Source organism: Microbacterium sp. GCS4, assembly GCF_001262495.1.
GTDB lineage: Bacteria > Actinomycetota > Actinomycetes > Actinomycetales > Microbacteriaceae > Microbacterium.
This window is the reverse complement of the sequence record NZ_LGYE01000001.1, coordinates 1,156,547-1,175,622: the sequence shown is the minus strand read 5'-3', so window position 1 is coordinate 1,175,622 and position 19,076 is coordinate 1,156,547. Positions and strand designations below refer to the sequence as shown.

The window sequence follows — 19,076 nt, the reverse complement described above, 5'->3', positions numbered from 1 at the left end:
CTTGGAGTGCACTGTGAGAGAACTTCTCGACGAATCTGTGACGAATCGTTCGTAGCATCCGTCTTAGGGGTGTGTCGCCCATCCGGCGACCACTCCACACGGAGTCCCCACAGACGAAGGAGCACATCATGGCGAACGCGAACACCGGAACCCGGCCCGAGGTCCAGGTCTCCACGGGGACTGGCCCCGCGTCGACCGGCGCGACCATCATCGAAGACGGCGTCGTCGCCAAGATCGCCGGCATCGCCGCCCGCGAGGTCCCGGGCGTGCACGCGCTGGGCGGCGGAGCCGCACGCGCGGTCGGGGCGATCCGCGACGCCCTCAACTCCACCGACCTGACCCAGGGCGTCCGCGTCGAGGTCGGCGAGACCCAGGTGGCCGTCGACGTCACGATCGTGGCCGAATACCCCGCCTCCCTGCAGAAGGTCGCCGAGGACGTCCGCACCGCGATCTCCCTCGCCATGAGCGAATACGTCGGCAAGGCCGCGGTCGAGGTCAACGTGACGATCAACGACGTCCACATCCCCGCCGACGATGCCGAGACCGAGGTCGAGGTCGTGTCGGAGGCGCGGGTCGGCTGATCGGCGACGACGACATGGCCGGATCGGAGCCGATGACGACCGTCTGGATCGGACTGCATACCCCATCCGATGACGGCATCGCTCCGAATCTCTCAGGACAGCGGGAAAGGGGAATCGCCAGGTGGTCGGGGAGAGATTTCGCTCGGCTCTCGAGCAGGCGGACGATCGGATCGTCGCCGGACGGGCGATGGACGGCGACGTCGGCGCCTTCGCGGTGCTGGTCCGGCGGTACACGCCGATGATGCGCGCCTACACGCAGCGGATGCTGAACGCCTCCGCCGATGTCGACGACATCGTGCAGGAGACGTTCGTCACCGCGTGGCAGCGGTTCTCGGAGCTCGACGATCCCGCGAGGGTCAAGAGCTGGCTGATGCGGATCGTGAGTCGCAAGGCCATCGACCGGATCCGTGCTCTGCGCCCGACCGTCGACGTCGATGAGATGGAGCAGGCCGCCCCGACCAGGGACTCGCCGGCGCGAGTGGCCGAGGCCCGAGCGGGAATCGCAGCACTCGGTGCCGCGCTTCAGGAGCTTCCCGCTGCCCAGCGCGAGTGCTGGGTGCTCCGCGAGATGGGCGGCTACTCGTATGACGAGATCGCCGAGGAGCTCGACATCTCGGTGTCGACCGCAAGGGGGCTGCTCGCAAGAGCGAGGAAGTTCATGATCGTACGGATGGAGGCGTGGCGATGACCGAGAACGGCACCCCCGACACGGGTCGGCTGGGCTTCGAGCCGAGCGATCTCGACGGCCACACCATCGACGAGCTGACCGACTATCTCGAGGCGGGACGCCTCCCGATCGACCCGTCGATCGAAGGGTCGGCGGGATGCCAGCTCGCGCTGGACGCCCTCGAGCGCCTGCACGGCCTCGGCGGCGAGCTCATCGACGCCGACGCTGCGGCGATGCCCGAGGTCGACGACAGCTGGGTCGACCGCATCCTCAGCGGGATCGCGCTGGATGCCCGCGCCGGGCGTCGCATCCCGTTCGGCGAACCTGACGACTCCGTCGACCTCGGGATCACCGAGGGCGCCGTGCGCGGGCTCATCCGATCGGCGGAGAACGCCGTCGCCGGGATCCTCGTCGGGCACGCGGCTCTCGATGGCGACGTCATGGTCCCCGGTGCGCCGGTGCGGATCAGGATCGACGTCAACGTGTTCTACGGCACCTCCATCCCGGATGCCGTCGAAGGCCTGCGCGCGGAGGTAGCCGATCGGCTGCATCGGCACACCGACCTCGTCGTCGCCGGGATCGACGTGCGAGTCAGGGACGTGCAGAGAGTCAGTCGTCGGACGGAGGAGACGCCATGAGCATGACGGTGCCCGAAGGGATCGCCGCACGGATCGAGGCGGTGGTGCTCGCGACGCCAGGAGTCCGGAACGTCTATCGTGCAGGATCTCTGGTCTCGAATCTCGTCGGGGAAGGGGCCATCGCTCTCGGTGTGGTCGGCGCGGACGAGTCGCTCGTCGCCGTGACCCTCGCCGGGGACGGAGTGCGGGTCGAGGCGTCGCTGGGGGTCGAGTACTCCGTGCGCGCGATCGACGTCCTCGACGCGGTGCGCACGGCGATCACCGAGGCGCTCGCCGCCGAGGCCGTGGAGGCCGCGACCATCGTCCTCACCATCGCCTACGTGCACCCGCGCGAGGCGACCGCGCCCTGAGCGGGCGCCGGTCTCCGGCGATGTGGCGGCCGACGGGCACCGACCCCCGTTCGGGGCCGATGCCCGTCGGCATCCGTTCTCCGGATCAGGCGACGGCGCGCAGCCCGTCGAGGAGCGGCGTGGTCGGACGACCGATGAGGCGCGCGAGAGTGCCGTCCGTCTCGGCGAGCGCACCGGCCGCGATCCCGGCGTCCAGGGCTGCGACGAATCCGGCGGTGCCCTCGTCGAGGCCCGCTGCCTGGAGGGCGGCGAGCTGCTCGTCGACCGCGAGACGGCGGTACTCGACCTCACGCCCCGAGATCTCGGCGATCGCCGCGGCGAGATCCTCGTAGGTCCAAGCGACGTCGCCGCCCAGCTCGTACGTGCGGCCGATGTGGCCGTCCTCCGTGAGCACGACGGCCGCGGCCTCCGCGAAGTCCTTGCGGCTGGCCGAGGCGACGCGGCCGCCGCCCGCACCGGCGGCCAGCACGCCGGTCTCGGCCGCCCGTGCGACGTCGGCGGCGTAGTTCTCGGTGTACCAGTTGTTGCGGAGGATCACGGCGGGCAGGCCCGACGCGGCGATGGCCTCCTCGGTCGCCTTGTGCTCGGGGGCGAGCACGAGATCGCTCGTCGTCGCCTTCGGGGCGCTCGTGTAGACGAACTTCGTGACGCCTGCGGTCTTCGCCGCGTCGATCACGGCCGTGTGCTGCGCGGTGCGCTGCCCGACCTCGGAGCCGGAGATCAAGAGCACGGTGTCGATGCCCTCGAGAGCTGAGGCGATGGAAGCGGGGTCGGTGTAGTCCAGGCGGGCCACGCGGACGCCGAGGTCCTCTGCCTTCGCGACATCGCGAGCGCCCGCCACGATCGACTGCGCGTCGACGCCGCGCTCGAGGAGACTCTGGATGACGAGGCGTCCGAGCTGGCCGGTCGCGCCGGTGACGAGGATGGTCATGGGGTGTCCTTTCGTTGGTGACATCCCGCACAACCACGTGTCGGTGTTCGAACATTCCGAACCGGCGGTACCCACTTTAAAGTAAGGTACATACGTGACGGTGAGTTTTGCGCAGATAAAGGAATCCACGCCGCAGGTCTTCGAACCCGGCTGCGGCACGCGCGTGATCCTCGATCACGTCATGAGCAAGTGGGGCGTGCTCGTCCTGTCGAGCCTCTCCGACGGCACACGACGCTGGGGGGAGCTTCGACGCGAGGTCGGGGGCATCAGCGAGAAGATGCTCGCCTCGACCCTCCGCACGCTCGCCGACGACGGACTCGTGCATCGGGAGTCCTTCCCGACGGTGCCGCCGCACGTCGAGTACAGCCTCACCCCCCTCGGCCGCGATCTGATGGAGCGGATGCTGCCGCTGGTGGAGTGGGTCGCGGATCATGCGGACGGGATGCTGGGTCGCGAGTGATCCGACGGAATCCGTCGATGACACCCCTTCTGGATTGCGAAATCCATCGGTCGAAGAAAACGATTGACGCGAGATGCGTGGAAGTCGTATCTTCTGAGCATGGCAGCAACGACGCCCATCCACCTGGAACGACCTGACGGCAAGGGCCTCGCGAGCGGCTCACTGGGACTGTGGGGATCGACCGTGATCGGTCTCGCCTCCACCGCCCCGGTGTACTCGCTCGTGGCGACCCTCGGCTTCGTCGTGCTCGCCGTGGGCGCTCAGGCGCCGATCGCTTTCATCATCGCGTTCATCCCGATGCTCCTGATCGCCTTCGCCTACCGCGAGCTGAACAACGCCGTGCCCGACTGCGGCACGACCTTCACCTGGGGTACCAAGGCCTTCGGACCGTGGGTCGGCTGGATGGGCGGCTGGGGCGTCGCGGTCGCGGGTATGGTCGTGCTCGCCAACCTCGCGCAGATCGCCTCGGTCTACTTCTGGTCGCTGATCGGCTTCGACCTCGAGAACAACGACTGGCGCATCATCCTCGTCGCCGTGTTCTTCATCGCCGCGATGACCTGGGTCAGCTGGCGCGGCGTCGAGATCGGCGAGCGCATCCAGAACATCCTGCTCGGCATCCAGTACCTGGCCCTCGCGATCTTCGTCGTCGCGGCGCTCTGGCAGTTCTTCGGCGGCACGGCTCCGAACCCGACGCCGTTCGACATCGCATGGTTGAACCCCTTTGCCTTCACCGACTACTCCGGGTTCATCGAGGCGATCCTGCTCGCGCTGTTCATCTACTGGGGCTGGGACACGTGCCTCGCCCTCAACGAGGAGACCAAGGACCCCAAGCGCATTCCGGGACGCGCGGCCCTGCTCACGACCGTCATCCTGCTGTTCACGTACGTCGCGGTCACGATCGCCGCGATGATGTATGCCGGCCTCGGTGAGAGCGGCACCGGGCTCGGCAACGAGGCCAACGCCGACGACTTCTTCCTCGCCATCAAGGACGGACTGCTCGGCCCGTTCGGTTGGGTGCTGGTCGTGTCGGTCATCATCTCGGCGATCTCCTCGACCCAGACGACGATCCTGCCGACCGCGCGCGGAACGCTCGCGATGGGCGTGTACCGGGCTCTGCCCGCGAAGTTCAAGGACGTGCACCCCACGTACAAGACGCCCTCGTTCTCGACGATCGTCATGGGAGTCGTCGCCTCGGCCTACTACGTCGGCATGACGCTCATCAGCGACAACATCCTGCAGGACTCGATCCTCTCGCTCGGGCTCGCGATCGCGTTCTACTACGCGATCACCGGATTCGCCTGCGTCTGGTACTTCCGGAAGGATCTGACCCGATCGGCTCGGGACTTCTTCTTCAAGGGCCTGTTCCCGCTGCTCGGCGGTCTCATGCTCACCTACGCGTTCGTGCAGTCGGCGATCGACATGTGGGATGTCGACTACGGATACACAGTGCTGTTCGGCATCGGCGGCACGTTCGTGATCGGCATCGGCTCGCTCGCGTTCGGTCTGGTGCTCATGTTCCTCTGGTATCTCTTCCCGCGGTCGAAGAGATTCTTCCGCGGTGAGAGCCTCAATCGCGACACCGGGGTCATGGTGCCCGACGACCCCGCCGGTGCGATCCGCTCGATCGACGGCGGCGTCTGACCGCACCCGTAGGCTGGAGTCGTGCGCATCCGGCTCGACATCGCCTACGACGGCACCCACTTCCGCGGGTGGGCGAGGCAGCCCTCCCTCCGCACGGTGCAGGGCACGCTCGAGTCGGCGCTCGCACGCATCGTCGGCTCCGAGGTGCAGTTCGTCGTCGCCGGACGCACGGATGCGGGGGTGCACGCCGAGGGGCAGGTGGCGCACGTCGATCTGGACGACGGGCAATGGGGGCGTATCGAATCCCGCCACGGACGCGCCGCCCAGGATCCCGCAGGGTCGATCGCAGGGCGCATGCGCGGTGTGCTCGGCGCCTACCCGGACGTCACCGTCACGCGCACGACGATCGCGCCCGAGGGATTCGACGCTCGCTTCTCGGCCGTGTGGCGCCGTTATCGCTACCGCCTCGCCGACGCGACATCGGGTTACGATCCGCTGCGCCGGCTCGACACGACGACCCATCGCGGCATCCTAGACGCCGAGGCCATGGACGCCGCGGCACGGACGCTCATCGGCCTGCACGACTTCGCCGCGTACTGCAAGCCGCGCGAGGAGGCGACGACCATCCGCACTCTGCTCGACTATCGATGGAGCCGGGATGCGGAGGGCGTGCTCGTGGCCGAGGTCAAAGCCGATGCCTTCTGCCACAGCATGGTGCGCGCCCTGGTCGGAGCGTGCGCGGCCGTGGGGGAGGGCCGCCTCGGCGTCGACGACCTCGTGGTGCTGCGCGATGCCCTCACCCGCACGAGCGAGTTCAAGGTGCTCGCCGCGCGCGGTCTGACCCTCACCGAGGTCGGCTATCCCGCGGACGACCTCCTGTCGACACGCGCCGCGCAGACCCGGGCTCGAAGGGACTCCTCGGCCGACTGACGACAGGCGAGCCCACCGCGGCCGTCCGCTACCCCTAGCGGACGACCGCGGCAGAGGGAGGCGTGCCGGTGGCGTCTGCGATCCGCACCGGCACGGCGACGGCTCGCGGAACGAGGGGTATGCACCGCGGAACCGTACACTGAACCTACTCGGGGCTTCTTCACACGACGACGAGGGAACTGTGATGGACCGGATGGACGAGCCGAGCGGTGCGTTCGCGGTGGCGTTCCGCGCGGCGATCGCCGAGCGGGGCATCACCCTCGCGCGCTTGCGCAGCCTTCTCGTGGACGACGGGAACCCGGTGTCGACCGCCACTCTCAGCTACTGGCGCTCGGGTGATCGCCAGCCGGAGGGGCCTCAGTCGCTGAGCGTCGTGGAGGGCATCGAGGACAGGCTCGGCCTCGACCGCGGCCACCTCACGAGTCTGCTCGGACCGTCGCCGCGACTGGGACCCGTCGCCCCGCCGCGACTGCCGTTCGACGAGGAACGAGAGCATCGCGAGACCGAGGAGACCCTCGCCGCCCTGCACGCGGCACCCCAGGATTCCCTCCGAGACCTGTCGACGCACCTCACGGTCACTGTCGGGACGGATGGAGCGGTCGAGCGCATCGTGATGCGGTCGCTCGTCCAGGCGACGCGGGGCACGATCTCCGAGCTGCCGCTCATCGACGTCGCGCCGGCGGAGACCGACGTCATGTCCGTGATCTCGGATGTCGTCGGCGGCCGGATCGTGCGCGAGTACCTGCATCCGGGACGCCTGCTGTCGGGCGTCGTGATCGCGCTCGACCATCCCATCGTGACCGGCGCCACGACGCTGTTCGAGTTCTCCGAGTCGTTCCCGCCCGGGTATCCCGTGCGGCAGTACGCCTGGCACGCGACCTCGCGCGCGGCACGGGAGACGGTGATCTGGGTGCGATTCCCGCCGGAGGCGGTGCCGACCTGGTGCGAGGAGTATCTCGAGACCGAGGAGGAGTACGTCTCCACGATGCGGGCCGTACGCGGAGGCACGGTCCACGTCGCGCGACACGGCTTCGGACCGGGCGTCCTCGGGGTGCGCTGGGGGTATGACGGCTGATCCGGAGCCTCATCACAGCACCGGGGGGTAGCGTGGGATCGCTATGAAGGTCATCTCGTACAACCTGCAGAAGCACCGTGCCGCGGGGGAGCTCGCGGCACTCGTCGCCGAGCACGATCCCGACCTGTTGTGCCTTCAGGAGTGCGACGTGCTGGATCTCCCCGAGAGGATCGGGGATCTCGCTCTCGCCGACGCGACGCAGGGCAACCGACTGGGACTTGCGATGTTCTATCGCGAGAGCGAGTTCCACCTGCAGGCGATCCGCACGATCGAGCTCAAGAAGTCTCTGCACGATCGGATCGCCAAACCCGCCCACGAACGGGTCCTCGGGGCACGGCTGCGCGACATCGATGCGGGACGCGAGTTCATCGCCGCGTCGTTCCACGCCGCACCGCTGACGGCTCTGAACTCGCTGCGTCGCCACCAGATCCGCGCCGCGCTCACCGAACTCGCGACGTTGGGGGAGGGGCTGCCGCAGCTCATGGTCGGCGACTACAACTATCCGGTCTTCAAGGAGAACCTCGGGCATGCGGTGCGAGAGCACGGCTACGCGCTCACCCTGAGCGACGATCACACCTACACGCGGTATCGGGTCTTCCGCGGGCACTACGACTTCGCGACCTCCGCCGGTTTCGAGATAGAGCGGGTCACGACGCTGCCGCAGAGGTCGAGCGATCACCGGCCGATCCTGGTGACCGCGCGGCTCGACTGATCAGCGGCGCGGCACGTTCGCCGGCATCCGGTTTGGGGGATCGCGCGGGATGACGTAAACTGATTCTTTGGTACTCGACTGCCGGGTGCCGCGAACGTGAGCCCTCCACTGGCGTGTTCCCCGAAGTCCTGTTCCGCAGGCCACAGGGAACCACCCCGGAGTGGGATTCACGAACCTCTCCGTTCGAACAAGAAAGCAGCACTATCGTGACGCGCACTTTCACTCCCAAGGCTGGCGAAGTCCAGCGCGACTGGGTCGTCATCGACGCCACCGACGTCGTCCTCGGCCGTCTGGCCTCGCACGCCGCAGCGCTCCTGCGCGGCAAGCACAAGCCGACCTTCGCCAACCACATCGACTCGGGTGACTTCGTCATCATCGTGAACGCCGACAAGGTCGCGCTCACCGGGCAGAAGCTCCAGAAGAAGATGGCCTACCGTCACTCGGGCTACCCGGGTGGTCTCAAGGCCGTCAACTACGCCGAGCTCCTCGAGAAGAACCCGGTCCGCGCTGTGGAGAAGGCCATCCGTGGCATGCTCCCCAAGAACAGCCTCGGCCGTCAGCAGCTGTCGAAGCTCAAGGTGTACACGGGTGGCGAGCACCCCCACGCCGCGCAGCAGCCCCAGCCGTACACCCTCGACCAGGTCGCCCAGTAAGCGCCGTACAGACTAAGGACATACTCGTGGCTGACATCCAGGACTCCACCGAAAACCTCCAGAACTTCTCGACCTCGACCCCCGAGACCGACGCTGTCGAGGCGGCTCCCCGCCCCGTGCTCAGCGTTCCGGGCGCCGCTGTCGGCCGTCGCAAGCAGGCCATCGCCCGCGTGCGCCTCGTTCCCGGCTCGGGCACGATCACGGTCAACGGCCGTTCGATCGAGGACTACTTCCCGAACAAGCTGCACCAGCAGCTGATCAACGACCCGTTCACGGTGCTCAACCTCGCCGGCGGCTACGACGTCATCGCGCGCATCTCCGGCGGTGGCCCCTCGGGTCAGGCCGGCGCGCTGCGTCTCGGCATCGCTCGTGCCCTCAACGGCATCGACGCGGAGAACAACCGTCCGACCCTGAAGAAGGCCGGCTTCCTGTCGCGCGACGCTCGCGTCAAGGAGCGCAAGAAGGCCGGACTCAAGAAGGCCCGCAAGGCGCCTCAGTACTCCAAGCGTTAAGGTCCACCGGTCCGATGCCGATCTTTGGCACGGACGGCGTGCGAGGGCTTGCCAACGGCATCCTCACCGCCGACCTGGCGCTCACCCTGGCCCAGGCGACTGCTGTCGTCCTGGGCCAGGGCCGTACCGCGGAGGCCCGCATCGCCGAAGGCAAGCGCCTCACCGCGGTAGTCGCCCGAGACCCCCGGGTCTCGGGGCACTTCCTCGAGGCCGCTGTCGCCGCGGGCCTCGCGTCCTCGGGAGTCGACGTGCTCGAGGCGGGTGTCATCCCGACCCCGGCTCTCGCGTTCCTCGTGGCCGACCGTGACGCCGACTTCGGCGTCATGATCTCCGCATCGCACAACGCGGCGCCCGACAACGGCATCAAGATCTTCGCCCGGGGCGGCGTCAAGCTCCCCGACATCGTCGAGGAGCGCATCGAGGCCGCGATGGCGGGCGAGAAGCTGCGCCCGACCGGCGCAGGCGTCGGTCGCATCATCCGGTTCTCGGATGCCGAGGACCGCTACGTCGTGCACCTGCTCGGGTCGCTGCCGAATCGCCTCAACGGCATCAAGGTCGTGCTCGACTGCGCCCACGGTGCGGCGTCCGGCGTGTCCCCCGAGACCTTCCGCGACGCAGGGGCCGAGGTGACGGTGATCGGCGCCGACCCCGACGGCTGGAACATCAACGACGGCGTCGGCTCCACGCACCTCGACAACCTCGCAGAGGCCGTGGTGCGCCTCGGCGCCGACATCGGCATCGCGCACGACGGCGACGCCGACCGCTGCCTCGCAGTCGATGCGCGCGGCAACGTGATCGACGGCGATCAGATCATGGCGATCCTGGCGGTATCGATGAAGGAGCGCGGACGTCTCACCGACGACACGCTCGTCGCGACCGTCATGAGCAACCTCGGCCTGCACGTCGCCATGCGTGAGCACGGCATCACGGTGCGTCAGACCGCTGTCGGCGACCGCTACGTGCTCGAGGACATGAATCAGGGCGGTTACGCCCTGGGCGGCGAGCAGTCCGGGCACGTCATCATGAGCGAGTTCGCCACGACCGGCGACGGCCTCCTCACCGGACTCCACCTGGTCGCGGAGATGGCGCGACAGCAGAAGTCGATCGCGGAGCTCGCGGCGGTCATGACGGTCTACCCGCAGGTGCTGATCAATGTGCGCGGCGTCGACAAGGACGCGGTGGACGGCGACGAGGACGTGCAGGCGGCGGTGCGCTCCGTCGAGGCCGAACTCGGCGACACCGGCCGGGTGCTTCTGCGGAAGTCCGGCACAGAACCGCTCGTCCGAGTGATGGTCGAAGCAGCGGATGCCGCCTCGGCGCAGTCCTACGCCGAGCGTCTCTCCGACGTCGTGCGCGAGCGCCTCGCGCTCTGACGCGTCGCGTCGCGATGCTCTGACGGTGCGTCGAGCGGCCGGGTCAGCCCCGCTGGCCCAGCTGCTCGATGTACCGCAGCAGCACACCCTCACGCAGCGCCCAGGGTGACACCTCGAGCTCGTCGACCTTCAGCGCGCTCATCGCCGCATGCAGCGACACCGCGGCGGCGACGATCTGGAACGTGCGGTCGGCCGTGATGCCGGGCAGCTCCTGCCGGGCGGACGCGGGAAGGCGGGCGAGTCGCGGGATCCACGAGCCGAGAGCGGCGCGGGGCAGCAGCATCCGCTCCGATCCCGACCAGCCCGGAACCGGGTAGCCCACGAGTCGCGCGAGCGAGCGGATCGCCTTGGAGGATCCGACGACGTGATCGGGGCGCGGCAGCGCCTCGAAGCGTGGCAGGACGGTGCCGATCGTCTGCTGAGCATGCGTGCGGAGGCGTTCCACGTCGTCCTCACCCGGCGGATCGTGCGGCAGGAACTGCACGGTCATGCGTCCTGCGCCGAGAGGGACGGATGCGGCGGCATCGGGCAGCTCCTCACCGCCCGCCGCGATCTCCAGCGAGCCGCCCCCGATGTCCAGCAGCAGGATCTGCCCCGCCGACCAGCCGAACCACCGGCGCACCGCGAGGAACGTCAGTTCGGCCTCGGTCTCTCCGTCGAGGACTTGCAGCGGCTGGCCGAGTGCCGCCTCGATGCGGGCGATGACCTCGGCGCCGTTGCGCGCGTCGCGCACGGCGCTCGTCGCGGTCGCGAGCAGCTCGTCGACGTGTTCCGCCTCTGCGACCTGGCGTGCACGGCTGACCGCGGCCTCGAGTGCGCAGACGCCGTCCTCCGAGATGGACCCGTCGTCCGTGAGATAGCGCATGAGGCGCAGCACGGTGCGGTCGCTCGTCGTCGCGAGCGGGCGTCCTCCCGCACGCACATCCGCGGCGAGCATGTGGACGGTGTTGGAACCGATGTCGAGGACTCCCAGGCGCACGGAACGAGACTATCGGCAGCGCCGATACGATGGTGCGGTGACCACCGTCGACCCCGCGCCCCCGCTGTCTCCGTATCGGGAGATCGGGCGCGCCGAGTGGGCGAGACTCGCCGCGGGACTCGACCAGCCGCTCACCGAGACGGAGGTCGTCGAGCTGCGCGGCATCGGCGATCGACTCGACCTCACCGAGGTGCGAGAGGTGTATCTGCCGCTGAGCCGTCTCCTGAGCCTGTACGCGACGGCGACCAAGCGCCTCGGCGCGGCCACGAGCGACTTCCTTCAGGAGGACGACTCGACGACGCCGTTCGTGGTCGGCGTCGCCGGCTCCGTGGCCGTGGGGAAGTCGACGATCGCGCGGCTCCTGCGTGAGCTCATGGCGCGCTGGCCCGGCACCCCACGGGTCGAACTCGTGACGACCGACGGCTTCCTGTATCCGAACGCCGAGCTCGAACGTCGCGGTCTCATGGAGCGCAAGGGATTCCCCGAGTCCTACGACCGTCGCGCACTGATCGAGTTCCTCACCGAGGTCAAGAGCGGTGCGGCCGAGGTGCGCGCCCCGTTCTACTCGCACATGCGCTACGACATCGTGCCCGACGCGCACGTCGTGGTGCGTCGACCCGACGTCGTGATCGTCGAAGGTCTCAACGTGCTGCAGCCGCCGCCGGCGCCGAACGACGTCGCGGTGAGCGACCTGTTCGACTTCTCGATCTTCGTGGACGCCGACACCTCGCACATCGAGAAGTGGTACGTCGACCGCTTCCTGGCACTCCGGCAGGGGGCGTTCTCGAACCCGTCGTCGTACTTCAACGTCTTCGCGCACCTCACGGACGACGAGGCGATCACGACTGCTCTGGGGTACTGGAACGAGATCAACATGCCGAACCTCGTCGAGAATGTCATGCCCACCAAGCACCGCGCCCGACTCGTGCTGAACAAGGGCGCCGACCACAACGTCGAAAGCGTCCTGCTGCGCAAGCTCTGAGCATCCAGCCCCCGTCCCCGGCGAGGCGAGGATTTCGTTCGGAACCTTCGCAAAATGCGACGCTTACTCTTGGTCCTATGTGTGGAATCGTCGGATACGTGGGCCCGCGGCCCAGCCAGGACATCCTGCTCGCCGGACTCGCCCGTCTCGAGTACCGCGGCTACGACTCCGCGGGCGTCGCCGTCATCGACGGAGAAGGCTCGCTCGGGATGCGCAAGAAGGCCGGGAAGCTGTCGGCCCTGCGCGACTCGCTCGCCGATGCGGCACTCGCCGACGGCAACACGGGCATCGGTCACACTCGCTGGGCGACCCACGGCGGCCCCACCGATGTCAACGCGCACCCGCATCTCGCCGACGACGATCGCCTCGCGCTGATCCACAACGGCATCATCGAGAACTTCGCCTCGCTCCGCGACGAGCTGGCTGCCTCAGGCGTCGCCTTCCGCAGCGAGACCGACACCGAGGTCGCCGCCGCCCTGCTCGGCCGCGAGTACCGCAGCAACGGCGGAGACCTCCAGCTCGCGTTCCGCAGTGTCGTGAACCGCCTCGAGGGCGCTTTCACGCTGCTCGCGATGCATCAGGACCACCCGGGCCTCGTGGTCGGCGCGCGCCGCAACTCCCCGCTCGTGATCGGGCTCGGGGAGGGCGAGAACTTCCTCGGCTCCGATGTCGCCGCATTCGTCGAGCACACCCGCAAGGCGCTCGCGATCGGGCAGGACCAGATCGTCTCGATCACGCCGGACGCGGTCACCGTCACCGACTTCGCCGGCACCCCGGTCGAGGCCGAGCCCTTCGACATCTCCTGGGATGCCGCGGCGGCGGAGAAGGGCGGATGGCCGAGCTTCATGGCCAAGGAGGTCGCCGAGCAGCCCGAAGCGGTCGCGAACACGATCCGCGGCCGCATCCAGGGCGATCAGGTGATCATCCCCGAACTCGACGGTCTCGATGAGCTCTTCACCGGTATCAACCGCGTCATCATCACCGCGTGCGGCACGGCGTCTTATGCGGCGCTCGTCGGCAAGTACGCGATCGAGCAGTGGGCGCGCGTGCCCGTTGACGTCGAGCTCGCGCATGAGTTCCGCTACCGCGACCCGGTGATCGGCGACGACACCCTGGTCGTGTCCATCAGCCAGTCGGGCGAGACCATGGACACTCTCATGGCCGTCAAGTACGCGCGCGAGCGCGGCGCACGCACGCTGTCGATCTGCAACACGCAGGGCGCGACGATCCCGCGCGAGTCCGACGCCGTGGTCTACACGCACGCCGGCCCCGAGGTCGCCGTCGCGTCGACCAAGGCGTTCTCCGCCCAGATCACCGCGCTCCTGCTCCTCGGCCTGCACATGGGGCGAGTGCGCGGCACCGTGCAGGATGCGGCGACCGATGTCGAGGAGCTCACCAGCCTGCCCGACAAGGTGGCCAAGGTGCTCGAGACCGAGCAGGAGCATGTCTCGCAATTGGCCAGTTGGATGGCCGACACCCGCTCCGTCCTCTTCCTGGGCCGTCACGTGGGCTACCCGATCGCACTCGAGGGTGCGCTCAAGCTCAAGGAGATCTCCTACATCCATGCGGAGGGCTTCGCAGCGGGCGAGCTGAAGCACGGACCGATCGCGTTGATCGAGCCCGGGCAGCCGGTCTTCGTGCTGGTGCCCTCGCCGCGCCACTCGGCGCTCGTGCACTCGAAGGTCGTCTCCAACATCCAGGAGATCCGCGCGCGCGGAGCGCGGGTGATCGTCGTGGCCGAAGAAGGAGACGCCGCGGTGCTCCCGTTCGCCGACGAGGTCATCCGCATCCCCCTGGCGGGCGCGATGTTCGAGCCGTTGCTGGGCGTGGTCCCGCTGCAGATCTTCGCCATGGCCCTCGCCACGGCCAAGGGCCTCGACGTCGACCAGCCGCGCAACCTCGCGAAGTCCGTCACCGTCGAGTAGAGGTCGTGGTACGCGGGATCCGGGAGGGATGCCGGGCGGCGCGACTAGGCTGAACAGGTGATCATCGGGACCGGCATCGACCTCGTCGACATCCCGCGGTTCGAGCGGACCCTCGAGCGCACGCCGCGACTGCGCGAACGCCTGTTCGCCCCCGCGGAGCGCGCGCTGCGGCTCCCCTCTCTGGCAGCGCGCTTCGCGGCCAAGGAGGCGCTCATCAAGACCCTCGGCGGATCGGACGGCGTGCACTGGACAGAGATCGAGATCGCCTCGGAGCCCTCCGGACGCCCGCACTTCGTCCTGTCGGGCACGACCGCCGAGGTCGTCGCCGAGCGCGGGATCAGCCGCCTGCACCTGACCCTCACCCACGACGCCGGCTTCGCGGCCGCGTTCGTCGTCGCGGAAGGAGACCCCCTGTGACCGTCCCGTTCCGCGAAGCGCGCATCGACCTCGACGCGATCAGCGACAACGTCCGGCACTTCCGCCGGCTCACGGGCGTCGAGGTCATCGCGGTGGTCAAGGCCAACGCCTACGGCCACGGGGCGGCCGCCTCCGCCGTCGCCGCCCTCGCCGGTGGGGCGACGCGTCTCGGCGTGGCGGAGATCCCCGAGGCGCTGGATCTGCGGCGCCAGGGGATCACGGCGCCGATCATGGCGTGGCTTCATGCGCCGGGGGAGCGCTTCGAGCAGGCGGCCGAGCACGGGATCGAGCTCGGCATCTCGTCGTTCGACCAGCTCGAGGCCGCGGCCGCCGCGGCATCCGTCGACCGCCCGGTGGGCGTCCACCTCAAGTTCGAGACGGGGCTGTCGCGCAACGGCATCGCGCCGGCGGACTGGCGCCGCGTGCTCGCGGAGGCGGCACGGCTCGAGCGCATCGGCCGGCTGCGCATCATCGGGCTCTTCAGCCACCTCTCGAACACGTCGCCGCAGGACGACCGTGACGCTCTCGCCCGATTCGAGGATGCCGTCACGGCGGCGGCGTCCTTCGGCATCCGCCCCGAGCTCCGTCACATCGCGGCGACCGCCGCAGCCATCGACCTGCCGGAGATGCGTCTCGATGCCGTCCGCATTGGCGTCGGCATCTACGGGCTCTCGCCGTTCGAGGACCGTTCTTCCGCCGAGCTGGGGCTCCGCCCGGCGATGACCCTGCGCGGTGCCGTCGCCGCCGTCAGGCGAGTGCCCGCGGGCTCGGGCGTCTCGTACGGCTACGATCACAGGGCTCCGCACGACACGACGCTGGTCCTCGTTCCGCTCGGATACGCCGACGGTGTGCCGCGCCATGGCTCCGGTCGCCTCCCCGTCTCGATCAACGGTCGTCGCTACACGAACGTCGGACGCATCGCGATGGACCAGTTCGTGGTGGATGTCGGCGACGCCGCGGTGTCGATCGGCGACGAGGTGATCCTGTTCGGCGACCCGACGCTCGGCGTCCCCTCGGCGGCGGAGTGGGCGAACGCGGCATCGACCATCAACTACGAGATCGTCACGCGCATCGGCGCGCGGGTCGCTCGGCGGTCGGCATGACGGTCGATCCGGCGTTCCTCGGGCGGCACGAGATCGCCACGTCGGATGCGATGGAGCAGCTGGGGTTCCGCATCGGCGAGCAGCTCGCCGCCGGCGATCTGCTGATCCTCACCGGCCCGCTGGGTGCCGGGAAGACCACCTTCACGCGGGGCCTCGCCGAAGGCCTGGGCGTTCGGGGACCCGTGCAGAGCCCGACGTTCGTGATCGCCCGCACCCACCCCTCGCTGGTGGGGCGTGCACCGCTCGTGCACGTCGATGCCTACCGGCTGGGTTCCGGCGCGGAGCTGGAGGACCTCGACCTCGACCTGGACCGTTCGGTCGTCGTGATCGAGTGGGGAAGGGGCATGGCCGAGGAGCTCACCGAGTCCTGGTGGGACGTCGAGCTCGAGCGTCCGGTCGGAGTCGATCACGAGATCGATCCGTCCGAGCTGGATGCCGATGCTCCCCGCCATGTGACGATCGAGCGTGGGCGGCGCGCAGCGCCCGTCGATCCGGCGCCGACTACCCTGGAGGGGTGATCCTCGCCGTCGATACCTCCCTGGGCACTGCCGTCGCGATCGTCGCGGACGATGGAGCCCTCCGCGCCGAGGCCTCGACCGACGATCCGATGGGTCATGCCGAGGTGATCGGCGACCTGTTGCGCGACGTGGTCGACGGAGCGGACGGCGACACCGTGACGCACGTCGTCGCGGGCATGGGCCCCGGTCCGTTCACGGGCCTGCGGATCGGCATCGCCGCGGCTCGCACCTTCGCCCTGGGGCGCCGCATCCCGGTCGTCCCTGTGCCGAGCCACCTCGCCGCGGCCCTCACCGCGATCGACGAGGACGGCGTCGACGGTCGCTTCGCGATCGTCACGGACGCGCGCCGACGTGAGGTCGCCGTGACCGTGTTCGATGGCGTCGACGAGATGGGCATCCCGCGTGTCGTCGCGGAGACCGTGCTGGTGCCGCGTGCCGGCCTCGACGACGCGCTCTCGGGCACGACGGGGATCGAGGTGTCCACGCTCTCGGCTGCCGACCTCGCTCGCGTCGGCGCCCGTGCCATCGCGGCCGGACGCACGCTCGCCGGTGAGGAGCCCCTGTACCTGCGGCACCCCGACGTGTCGGTTCCCGGTGCGCCGAAGAAGGTCGGACTGTGACTCTGCGCGCGGCGACCCCGGACGACCTCGATGCCATCATGACGATAGAGCGTCGCTCGTTCCCGACCGACGCGTGGAGTGCGCAGGCCATGGCGCTCGAGCTGGGCAGCCCGCATGGTCGCTATCTCGTGGACGAGCACGAGGGGAGCGTGGTCGGCTACGGCGGGGTGCGTGCGCTCGAAGGCTCAGGTGACGCCGACATCCAGACCATCGCGTTCGACGCGGAGCACCGAGGCGCCGGCCGCGGACGGGCTCTGCTGCGGGCGTTGCTCGAGACAGCGGCCGAGCGCGGCGCACGCGAGGTGTTCCTCGAGGTCCGTGCGGACAACCCCGGCGCGGAGGGTCTCTACCGCTCGGAGGGATTCGAGGAGATCGGACGACGCCCCCGGTACTACCAGCCCGACGACGTGGATGCGATCGTGATGCGGCTCGTGCTGCAGCATCGGCGCGGTGCGACCACGGATGCCGCGAAGGAGGCGACCGCATGACCGAGCCTCTGGTGCTGGGCATCGAGACGAGCTGCGACGAGACGGGCATCGGAATCGTGCGCGGCCGGACGCTGCTGTCGAACACGATCGCGTCGAGCATGGATGAGCACGCCCGCTACGGGGGCGTGGTTCCGGAGGTCGCTGCGCGTGCGCACCTCGAAGCGCTGCAGCCGTCGATCGACGCGGCGCTGACCGAGGCCGGTGTGCGCCTCGACGACCTCGACGCGGTGGCCGTGACGAGCGGGCCCGGCCTCGCTGGCGCGCTCATGGTGGGCGTGGGCGCCGCCAAGGGATTGGCCGTCGCGCTCGACAAGCCCCTGTACGCCGTCAACCACCTCGTGGGGCACATCGCCGCCGACATCCTCACGCCGGACTCCGAGCCGCTCGAGTACCCGACCGTCGCCCTGCTGGTGTCGGGCGGACACACCTCTCTCTTGCACGTGCGCGACCTCACGACGGACGTCGAGATGCTCGGCGAGACCATGGACGACGCGGCGGGAGAGGCCTTCGACAAGGTCGCTCGTCTGCTGTCGCTGCCGTACCCGGGGGGACCGGAGATCGACCGGGCGGCGCTCGACGGCGATCCCGAGGCGATCCGCTTCCCACGCGGCCTGTCCCGTGCCTCCGACATGGCGAAGCACCGGTACGACTTCTCGTTCTCCGGGCTCAAGACAGCGGTCGCGCGATGGGTCGAGCGCTGCGAGGCCGACGGCGTCGAGGTGCCGGTCGCGGACGTCGCGGCGAGCTTCCGCGAGGCGGTCGTCGATGTGCTCGTGACGAAGGCGCTCGCCGCGTGCGCCGATCTGGGTGTGCCTCGGCTGCTGCTCGGCGGCGGCGTGATCGCGAACCGCCGGCTGCGGGAGGTCGCGCTCGCTCGGGCGGAGGCCGCCGGAGTCACCGTGCGGATTCCACCGCTGTCGCTGTGCACCGACAACGGCGCCATGATCGCGGCGCTGGCCGCAGAGCTGATCTCCTCGGGCAGGCGGCCGTCGACCCTCGCTTTCGGCGCGGACTCGACCCTGCCCGTGACCGAGATCCAGGTCGGCGAGAGTGCGGCGGTGGCGTGATGAGCGACGGCGCGCGCCCCGACAACGGCCCCGAATCGGATGCGGATGCCGCGCGTGGACCCAGCCGATCGCACACCAGCATCGATCGGCCGAGCGGCGAAGTGGAGCGACCCGCCGGTTCCGCGCGCCTTCCCGGAGCCCGGCGCGACGGGTACACCAGGCTCCCCACGGGGCCGGTGAGCGTCGAACCGGTGGTCGTGAGCGGCCCCGACGCGGACGCGACCCCGGGTGAGGCGGGATGGGCGCCCTCGACCGCACCCGTCACGGTCGACGAGACCCGGCTCGCGCCGTGGGCGCTGATGGCGGCGATCGTGGCGCTCGCCGCGTCGTTCTTCGTCGGATGGGCGATCCCCATCGCCGTGGTGGCGGTGATCGCGGCGATCATGTCGTTGCGCCGACCCGTCGAGAGCCGCAGCATCGCCCGCTGGGCCCTTGTGCTGGGCCTGTGCGCGACGGTCTACAGCCTCGCCTGGCTGGTGTGGGCCGGGATGCAGTTCGAGAGGCTCGGCTGAGC

General features: G+C 69.3%; 23 protein-coding genes. 21 read left to right on the top strand and 2 right to left on the bottom strand.

Going from position 1 to position 19,076, the window contains the following annotated elements; translation table 11 throughout:
• Positions 1 to 128: 128 nt before the first annotated feature.
• The 4 genes from AKH00_RS05705 to AKH00_RS05690 all read left to right on the top strand — a co-directional run bounded on the left by AKH00_RS05705 (position 129) and on the right by AKH00_RS05690 (position 2,236).
• Complete coding sequence (locus AKH00_RS05705) at positions 129 to 581, top strand: Asp23/Gls24 family envelope stress response protein (protein WP_050721674.1); 453 nt, start codon at positions 129 to 131, stop codon at positions 579 to 581.
• Positions 582 to 702: 121 nt separating this feature from the next.
• Positions 703 to 1,269, top strand: coding sequence for an RNA polymerase sigma factor (locus tag AKH00_RS05700; protein WP_050721673.1), 567 nt, complete (start codon positions 703 to 705; stop codon positions 1,267 to 1,269).
• Positions 1,266 to 1,886 carry an Asp23/Gls24 family envelope stress response protein gene (locus AKH00_RS05695; RefSeq protein WP_050722073.1) on the top strand — a complete coding sequence of 207 codons (621 nt, stop codon included), beginning with the start codon at positions 1,266 to 1,268 and terminating at the stop codon, positions 1,884 to 1,886. The genes AKH00_RS05700 and AKH00_RS05695 overlap by 4 nt, the downstream gene beginning before the upstream one ends.
• Entirely contained in the window at positions 1,883 to 2,236 is a 354-nt protein-coding gene (locus AKH00_RS05690) for a hypothetical protein (RefSeq protein ID WP_152926102.1), read from the top strand. Before AKH00_RS05695 ends, AKH00_RS05690 begins: the two co-directional genes overlap by 4 nt.
• An 85-nt stretch (positions 2,237 to 2,321) precedes the next feature.
• On the opposite strand, the gene AKH00_RS05685 is transcribed toward AKH00_RS05690, so the two are convergent.
• Positions 2,322 to 3,167 carry an SDR family oxidoreductase gene (locus tag AKH00_RS05685; protein ID WP_050721671.1) on the bottom strand — a complete coding sequence of 282 codons (846 nt, stop codon included), beginning with the start codon at positions 3,165 to 3,167 and terminating at the stop codon, positions 2,322 to 2,324.
• Between the two features lie 94 nt (positions 3,168 to 3,261).
• Here AKH00_RS05685 and AKH00_RS05680 point away from each other — a divergent pair, with 94 nt between their 5' ends.
• From AKH00_RS05680 to glmM, 8 genes are all read left to right on the top strand, one after another.
• Positions 3,262 to 3,627, top strand: coding sequence for a winged helix-turn-helix transcriptional regulator (locus AKH00_RS05680; RefSeq protein ID WP_050721670.1), 366 nt, complete (start codon positions 3,262 to 3,264; stop codon positions 3,625 to 3,627).
• A 99-nt stretch (positions 3,628 to 3,726) separates the two neighbouring features.
• The gene (locus AKH00_RS05675) at positions 3,727 to 5,268 is read left to right on the top strand and encodes an APC family permease (protein WP_050721669.1); all 1,542 of its coding nucleotides are present in this window, start codon (positions 3,727 to 3,729) and stop codon (positions 5,266 to 5,268) included.
• Between the two features lie 21 nt (positions 5,269 to 5,289).
• Positions 5,290 to 6,138, top strand: a complete 849-nt coding sequence (truA, locus tag AKH00_RS05670) for a tRNA pseudouridine(38-40) synthase TruA (RefSeq protein WP_050721668.1) — start codon at positions 5,290 to 5,292, stop codon at positions 6,136 to 6,138.
• A gap of 184 nt (positions 6,139 to 6,322) precedes the next feature.
• Positions 6,323 to 7,213 (top strand): hypothetical protein, encoded by an 891-nt coding sequence (locus AKH00_RS05665; protein WP_050721667.1) that lies wholly within the window; start codon positions 6,323 to 6,325, stop codon positions 7,211 to 7,213.
• Between the two features lie 43 nt (positions 7,214 to 7,256).
• A complete protein-coding gene (locus tag AKH00_RS05660) occupies positions 7,257 to 7,925 on the top strand; it encodes an endonuclease/exonuclease/phosphatase family protein (protein WP_050721666.1) in 669 nt (222 codons plus the stop codon).
• A gap of 206 nt (positions 7,926 to 8,131) precedes the next feature.
• Positions 8,132 to 8,578, top strand: coding sequence for a 50S ribosomal protein L13 (gene rplM, locus AKH00_RS05655; protein ID WP_050721665.1), 447 nt, complete (start codon positions 8,132 to 8,134; stop codon positions 8,576 to 8,578).
• 26 nt (positions 8,579 to 8,604) lie between these two features.
• A complete protein-coding gene (gene rpsI / locus AKH00_RS05650; RefSeq protein WP_050721664.1) occupies positions 8,605 to 9,090 on the top strand; it encodes a 30S ribosomal protein S9 in 486 nt (161 codons plus the stop codon).
• Positions 9,091 to 9,104: 14 nt separating this feature from the next.
• The gene (glmM, locus tag AKH00_RS05645; protein ID WP_050721663.1) at positions 9,105 to 10,463 is read left to right on the top strand and encodes a phosphoglucosamine mutase; all 1,359 of its coding nucleotides are present in this window, start codon (positions 9,105 to 9,107) and stop codon (positions 10,461 to 10,463) included.
• A 43-nt stretch (positions 10,464 to 10,506) separates the two neighbouring features.
• Here the strand turns inward: glmM and AKH00_RS05640 are convergent, their stop codons facing one another.
• On the bottom strand, positions 10,507 to 11,442 hold the full coding sequence (locus tag AKH00_RS05640) for a Ppx/GppA phosphatase family protein (protein WP_050721662.1): 936 nt from the start codon (positions 11,440 to 11,442) through the stop codon (positions 10,507 to 10,509).
• On the opposite strand from AKH00_RS05640, the gene coaA reads away from it, so the two are divergent.
• The 9 genes from coaA to AKH00_RS05595 all read left to right on the top strand — a co-directional run bounded on the left by coaA (position 11,420) and on the right by AKH00_RS05595 (position 19,074).
• On the top strand, positions 11,420 to 12,424 hold the full coding sequence (gene coaA, locus AKH00_RS05635) for a type I pantothenate kinase (protein WP_235556696.1): 1,005 nt from the start codon (positions 11,420 to 11,422) through the stop codon (positions 12,422 to 12,424). The genes AKH00_RS05640 and coaA overlap by 23 nt on opposite strands.
• A 77-nt stretch (positions 12,425 to 12,501) precedes the next feature.
• Complete coding sequence (gene glmS / locus AKH00_RS05630) at positions 12,502 to 14,349, top strand: glutamine--fructose-6-phosphate transaminase (isomerizing) (protein WP_050721660.1); 1,848 nt, start codon at positions 12,502 to 12,504, stop codon at positions 14,347 to 14,349.
• Positions 14,350 to 14,406: 57 nt separating this feature from the next.
• Positions 14,407 to 14,766, top strand: a complete 360-nt coding sequence (locus AKH00_RS05625; protein WP_050721659.1) for a holo-ACP synthase — start codon at positions 14,407 to 14,409, stop codon at positions 14,764 to 14,766.
• A complete protein-coding gene (gene alr, locus AKH00_RS05620) occupies positions 14,763 to 15,869 on the top strand; it encodes an alanine racemase (RefSeq protein WP_050721658.1) in 1,107 nt (368 codons plus the stop codon). The genes AKH00_RS05625 and alr overlap by 4 nt, the downstream gene beginning before the upstream one ends.
• Entirely contained in the window at positions 15,866 to 16,387 is a 522-nt protein-coding gene (tsaE, locus tag AKH00_RS05615) for a tRNA (adenosine(37)-N6)-threonylcarbamoyltransferase complex ATPase subunit type 1 TsaE (RefSeq protein WP_050721657.1), read from the top strand. Before alr ends, tsaE begins: the two co-directional genes overlap by 4 nt.
• On the top strand, positions 16,384 to 17,007 hold the full coding sequence (gene tsaB / locus AKH00_RS05610; RefSeq protein WP_050721656.1) for a tRNA (adenosine(37)-N6)-threonylcarbamoyltransferase complex dimerization subunit type 1 TsaB: 624 nt from the start codon (positions 16,384 to 16,386) through the stop codon (positions 17,005 to 17,007). The genes tsaE and tsaB overlap by 4 nt, the downstream gene beginning before the upstream one ends.
• Positions 17,004 to 17,495 (top strand): ribosomal protein S18-alanine N-acetyltransferase, encoded by a 492-nt coding sequence (gene rimI / locus AKH00_RS05605; RefSeq protein WP_050721655.1) that lies wholly within the window; start codon positions 17,004 to 17,006, stop codon positions 17,493 to 17,495. The genes tsaB and rimI overlap by 4 nt, the downstream gene beginning before the upstream one ends.
• Positions 17,492 to 18,562 (top strand): tRNA (adenosine(37)-N6)-threonylcarbamoyltransferase complex transferase subunit TsaD, encoded by a 1,071-nt coding sequence (tsaD, locus tag AKH00_RS05600; RefSeq protein ID WP_050721654.1) that lies wholly within the window; start codon positions 17,492 to 17,494, stop codon positions 18,560 to 18,562. The genes rimI and tsaD overlap by 4 nt, the downstream gene beginning before the upstream one ends.
• Entirely contained in the window at positions 18,562 to 19,074 is a 513-nt protein-coding gene (locus AKH00_RS05595) for a hypothetical protein (protein ID WP_235556695.1), read from the top strand. Before tsaD ends, AKH00_RS05595 begins: the two co-directional genes overlap by 1 nt.
• Positions 19,075 to 19,076: the final 2 nt, after the last annotated feature.

Excerpts from the sequence above, each read along its gene's own strand:
- tsaE (WP_050721657.1), top strand. The coding sequence starts at position 15,866 with ATGACGGTCGATCCGGCGTTCCTCGGGCGGCACGAGATCGCCACGTCG.
- AKH00_RS05595 (WP_235556695.1), top strand. The coding sequence starts at position 18,562 with ATGAGCGACGGCGCGCGCCCCGACAACGGCCCCGAATCGGATGCGGAT.
- AKH00_RS05690 (WP_152926102.1), top strand. The coding sequence starts at position 1,883 with ATGAGCATGACGGTGCCCGAAGGGATCGCCGCACGGATCGAGGCGGTG.
- glmS (WP_050721660.1), top strand. The coding sequence starts at position 12,502 with ATGTGTGGAATCGTCGGATACGTGGGCCCGCGGCCCAGCCAGGACATC.
- glmM (WP_050721663.1), top strand. The coding sequence starts at position 9,105 with ATGCCGATCTTTGGCACGGACGGCGTGCGAGGGCTTGCCAACGGCATC.
- AKH00_RS05675 (WP_050721669.1), top strand. The coding sequence starts at position 3,727 with ATGGCAGCAACGACGCCCATCCACCTGGAACGACCTGACGGCAAGGGC.
- AKH00_RS05665 (WP_050721667.1), top strand. The coding sequence starts at position 6,323 with ATGGACCGGATGGACGAGCCGAGCGGTGCGTTCGCGGTGGCGTTCCGC.
- AKH00_RS05660 (WP_050721666.1), top strand. The coding sequence starts at position 7,257 with ATGAAGGTCATCTCGTACAACCTGCAGAAGCACCGTGCCGCGGGGGAG.
- AKH00_RS05695 (WP_050722073.1), top strand. The coding sequence starts at position 1,266 with ATGACCGAGAACGGCACCCCCGACACGGGTCGGCTGGGCTTCGAGCCG.
- AKH00_RS05685 (WP_050721671.1), bottom strand. The coding sequence starts at position 3,167 with ATGACCATCCTCGTCACCGGCGCGACCGGCCAGCTCGGACGCCTCGTC.
- coaA (WP_235556696.1), top strand. The coding sequence starts at position 11,420 with ATGTCGAGGACTCCCAGGCGCACGGAACGAGACTATCGGCAGCGCCGA.
- AKH00_RS05705 (WP_050721674.1), top strand. The coding sequence starts at position 129 with ATGGCGAACGCGAACACCGGAACCCGGCCCGAGGTCCAGGTCTCCACG.
- tsaD (WP_050721654.1), top strand. The coding sequence starts at position 17,492 with ATGACCGAGCCTCTGGTGCTGGGCATCGAGACGAGCTGCGACGAGACG.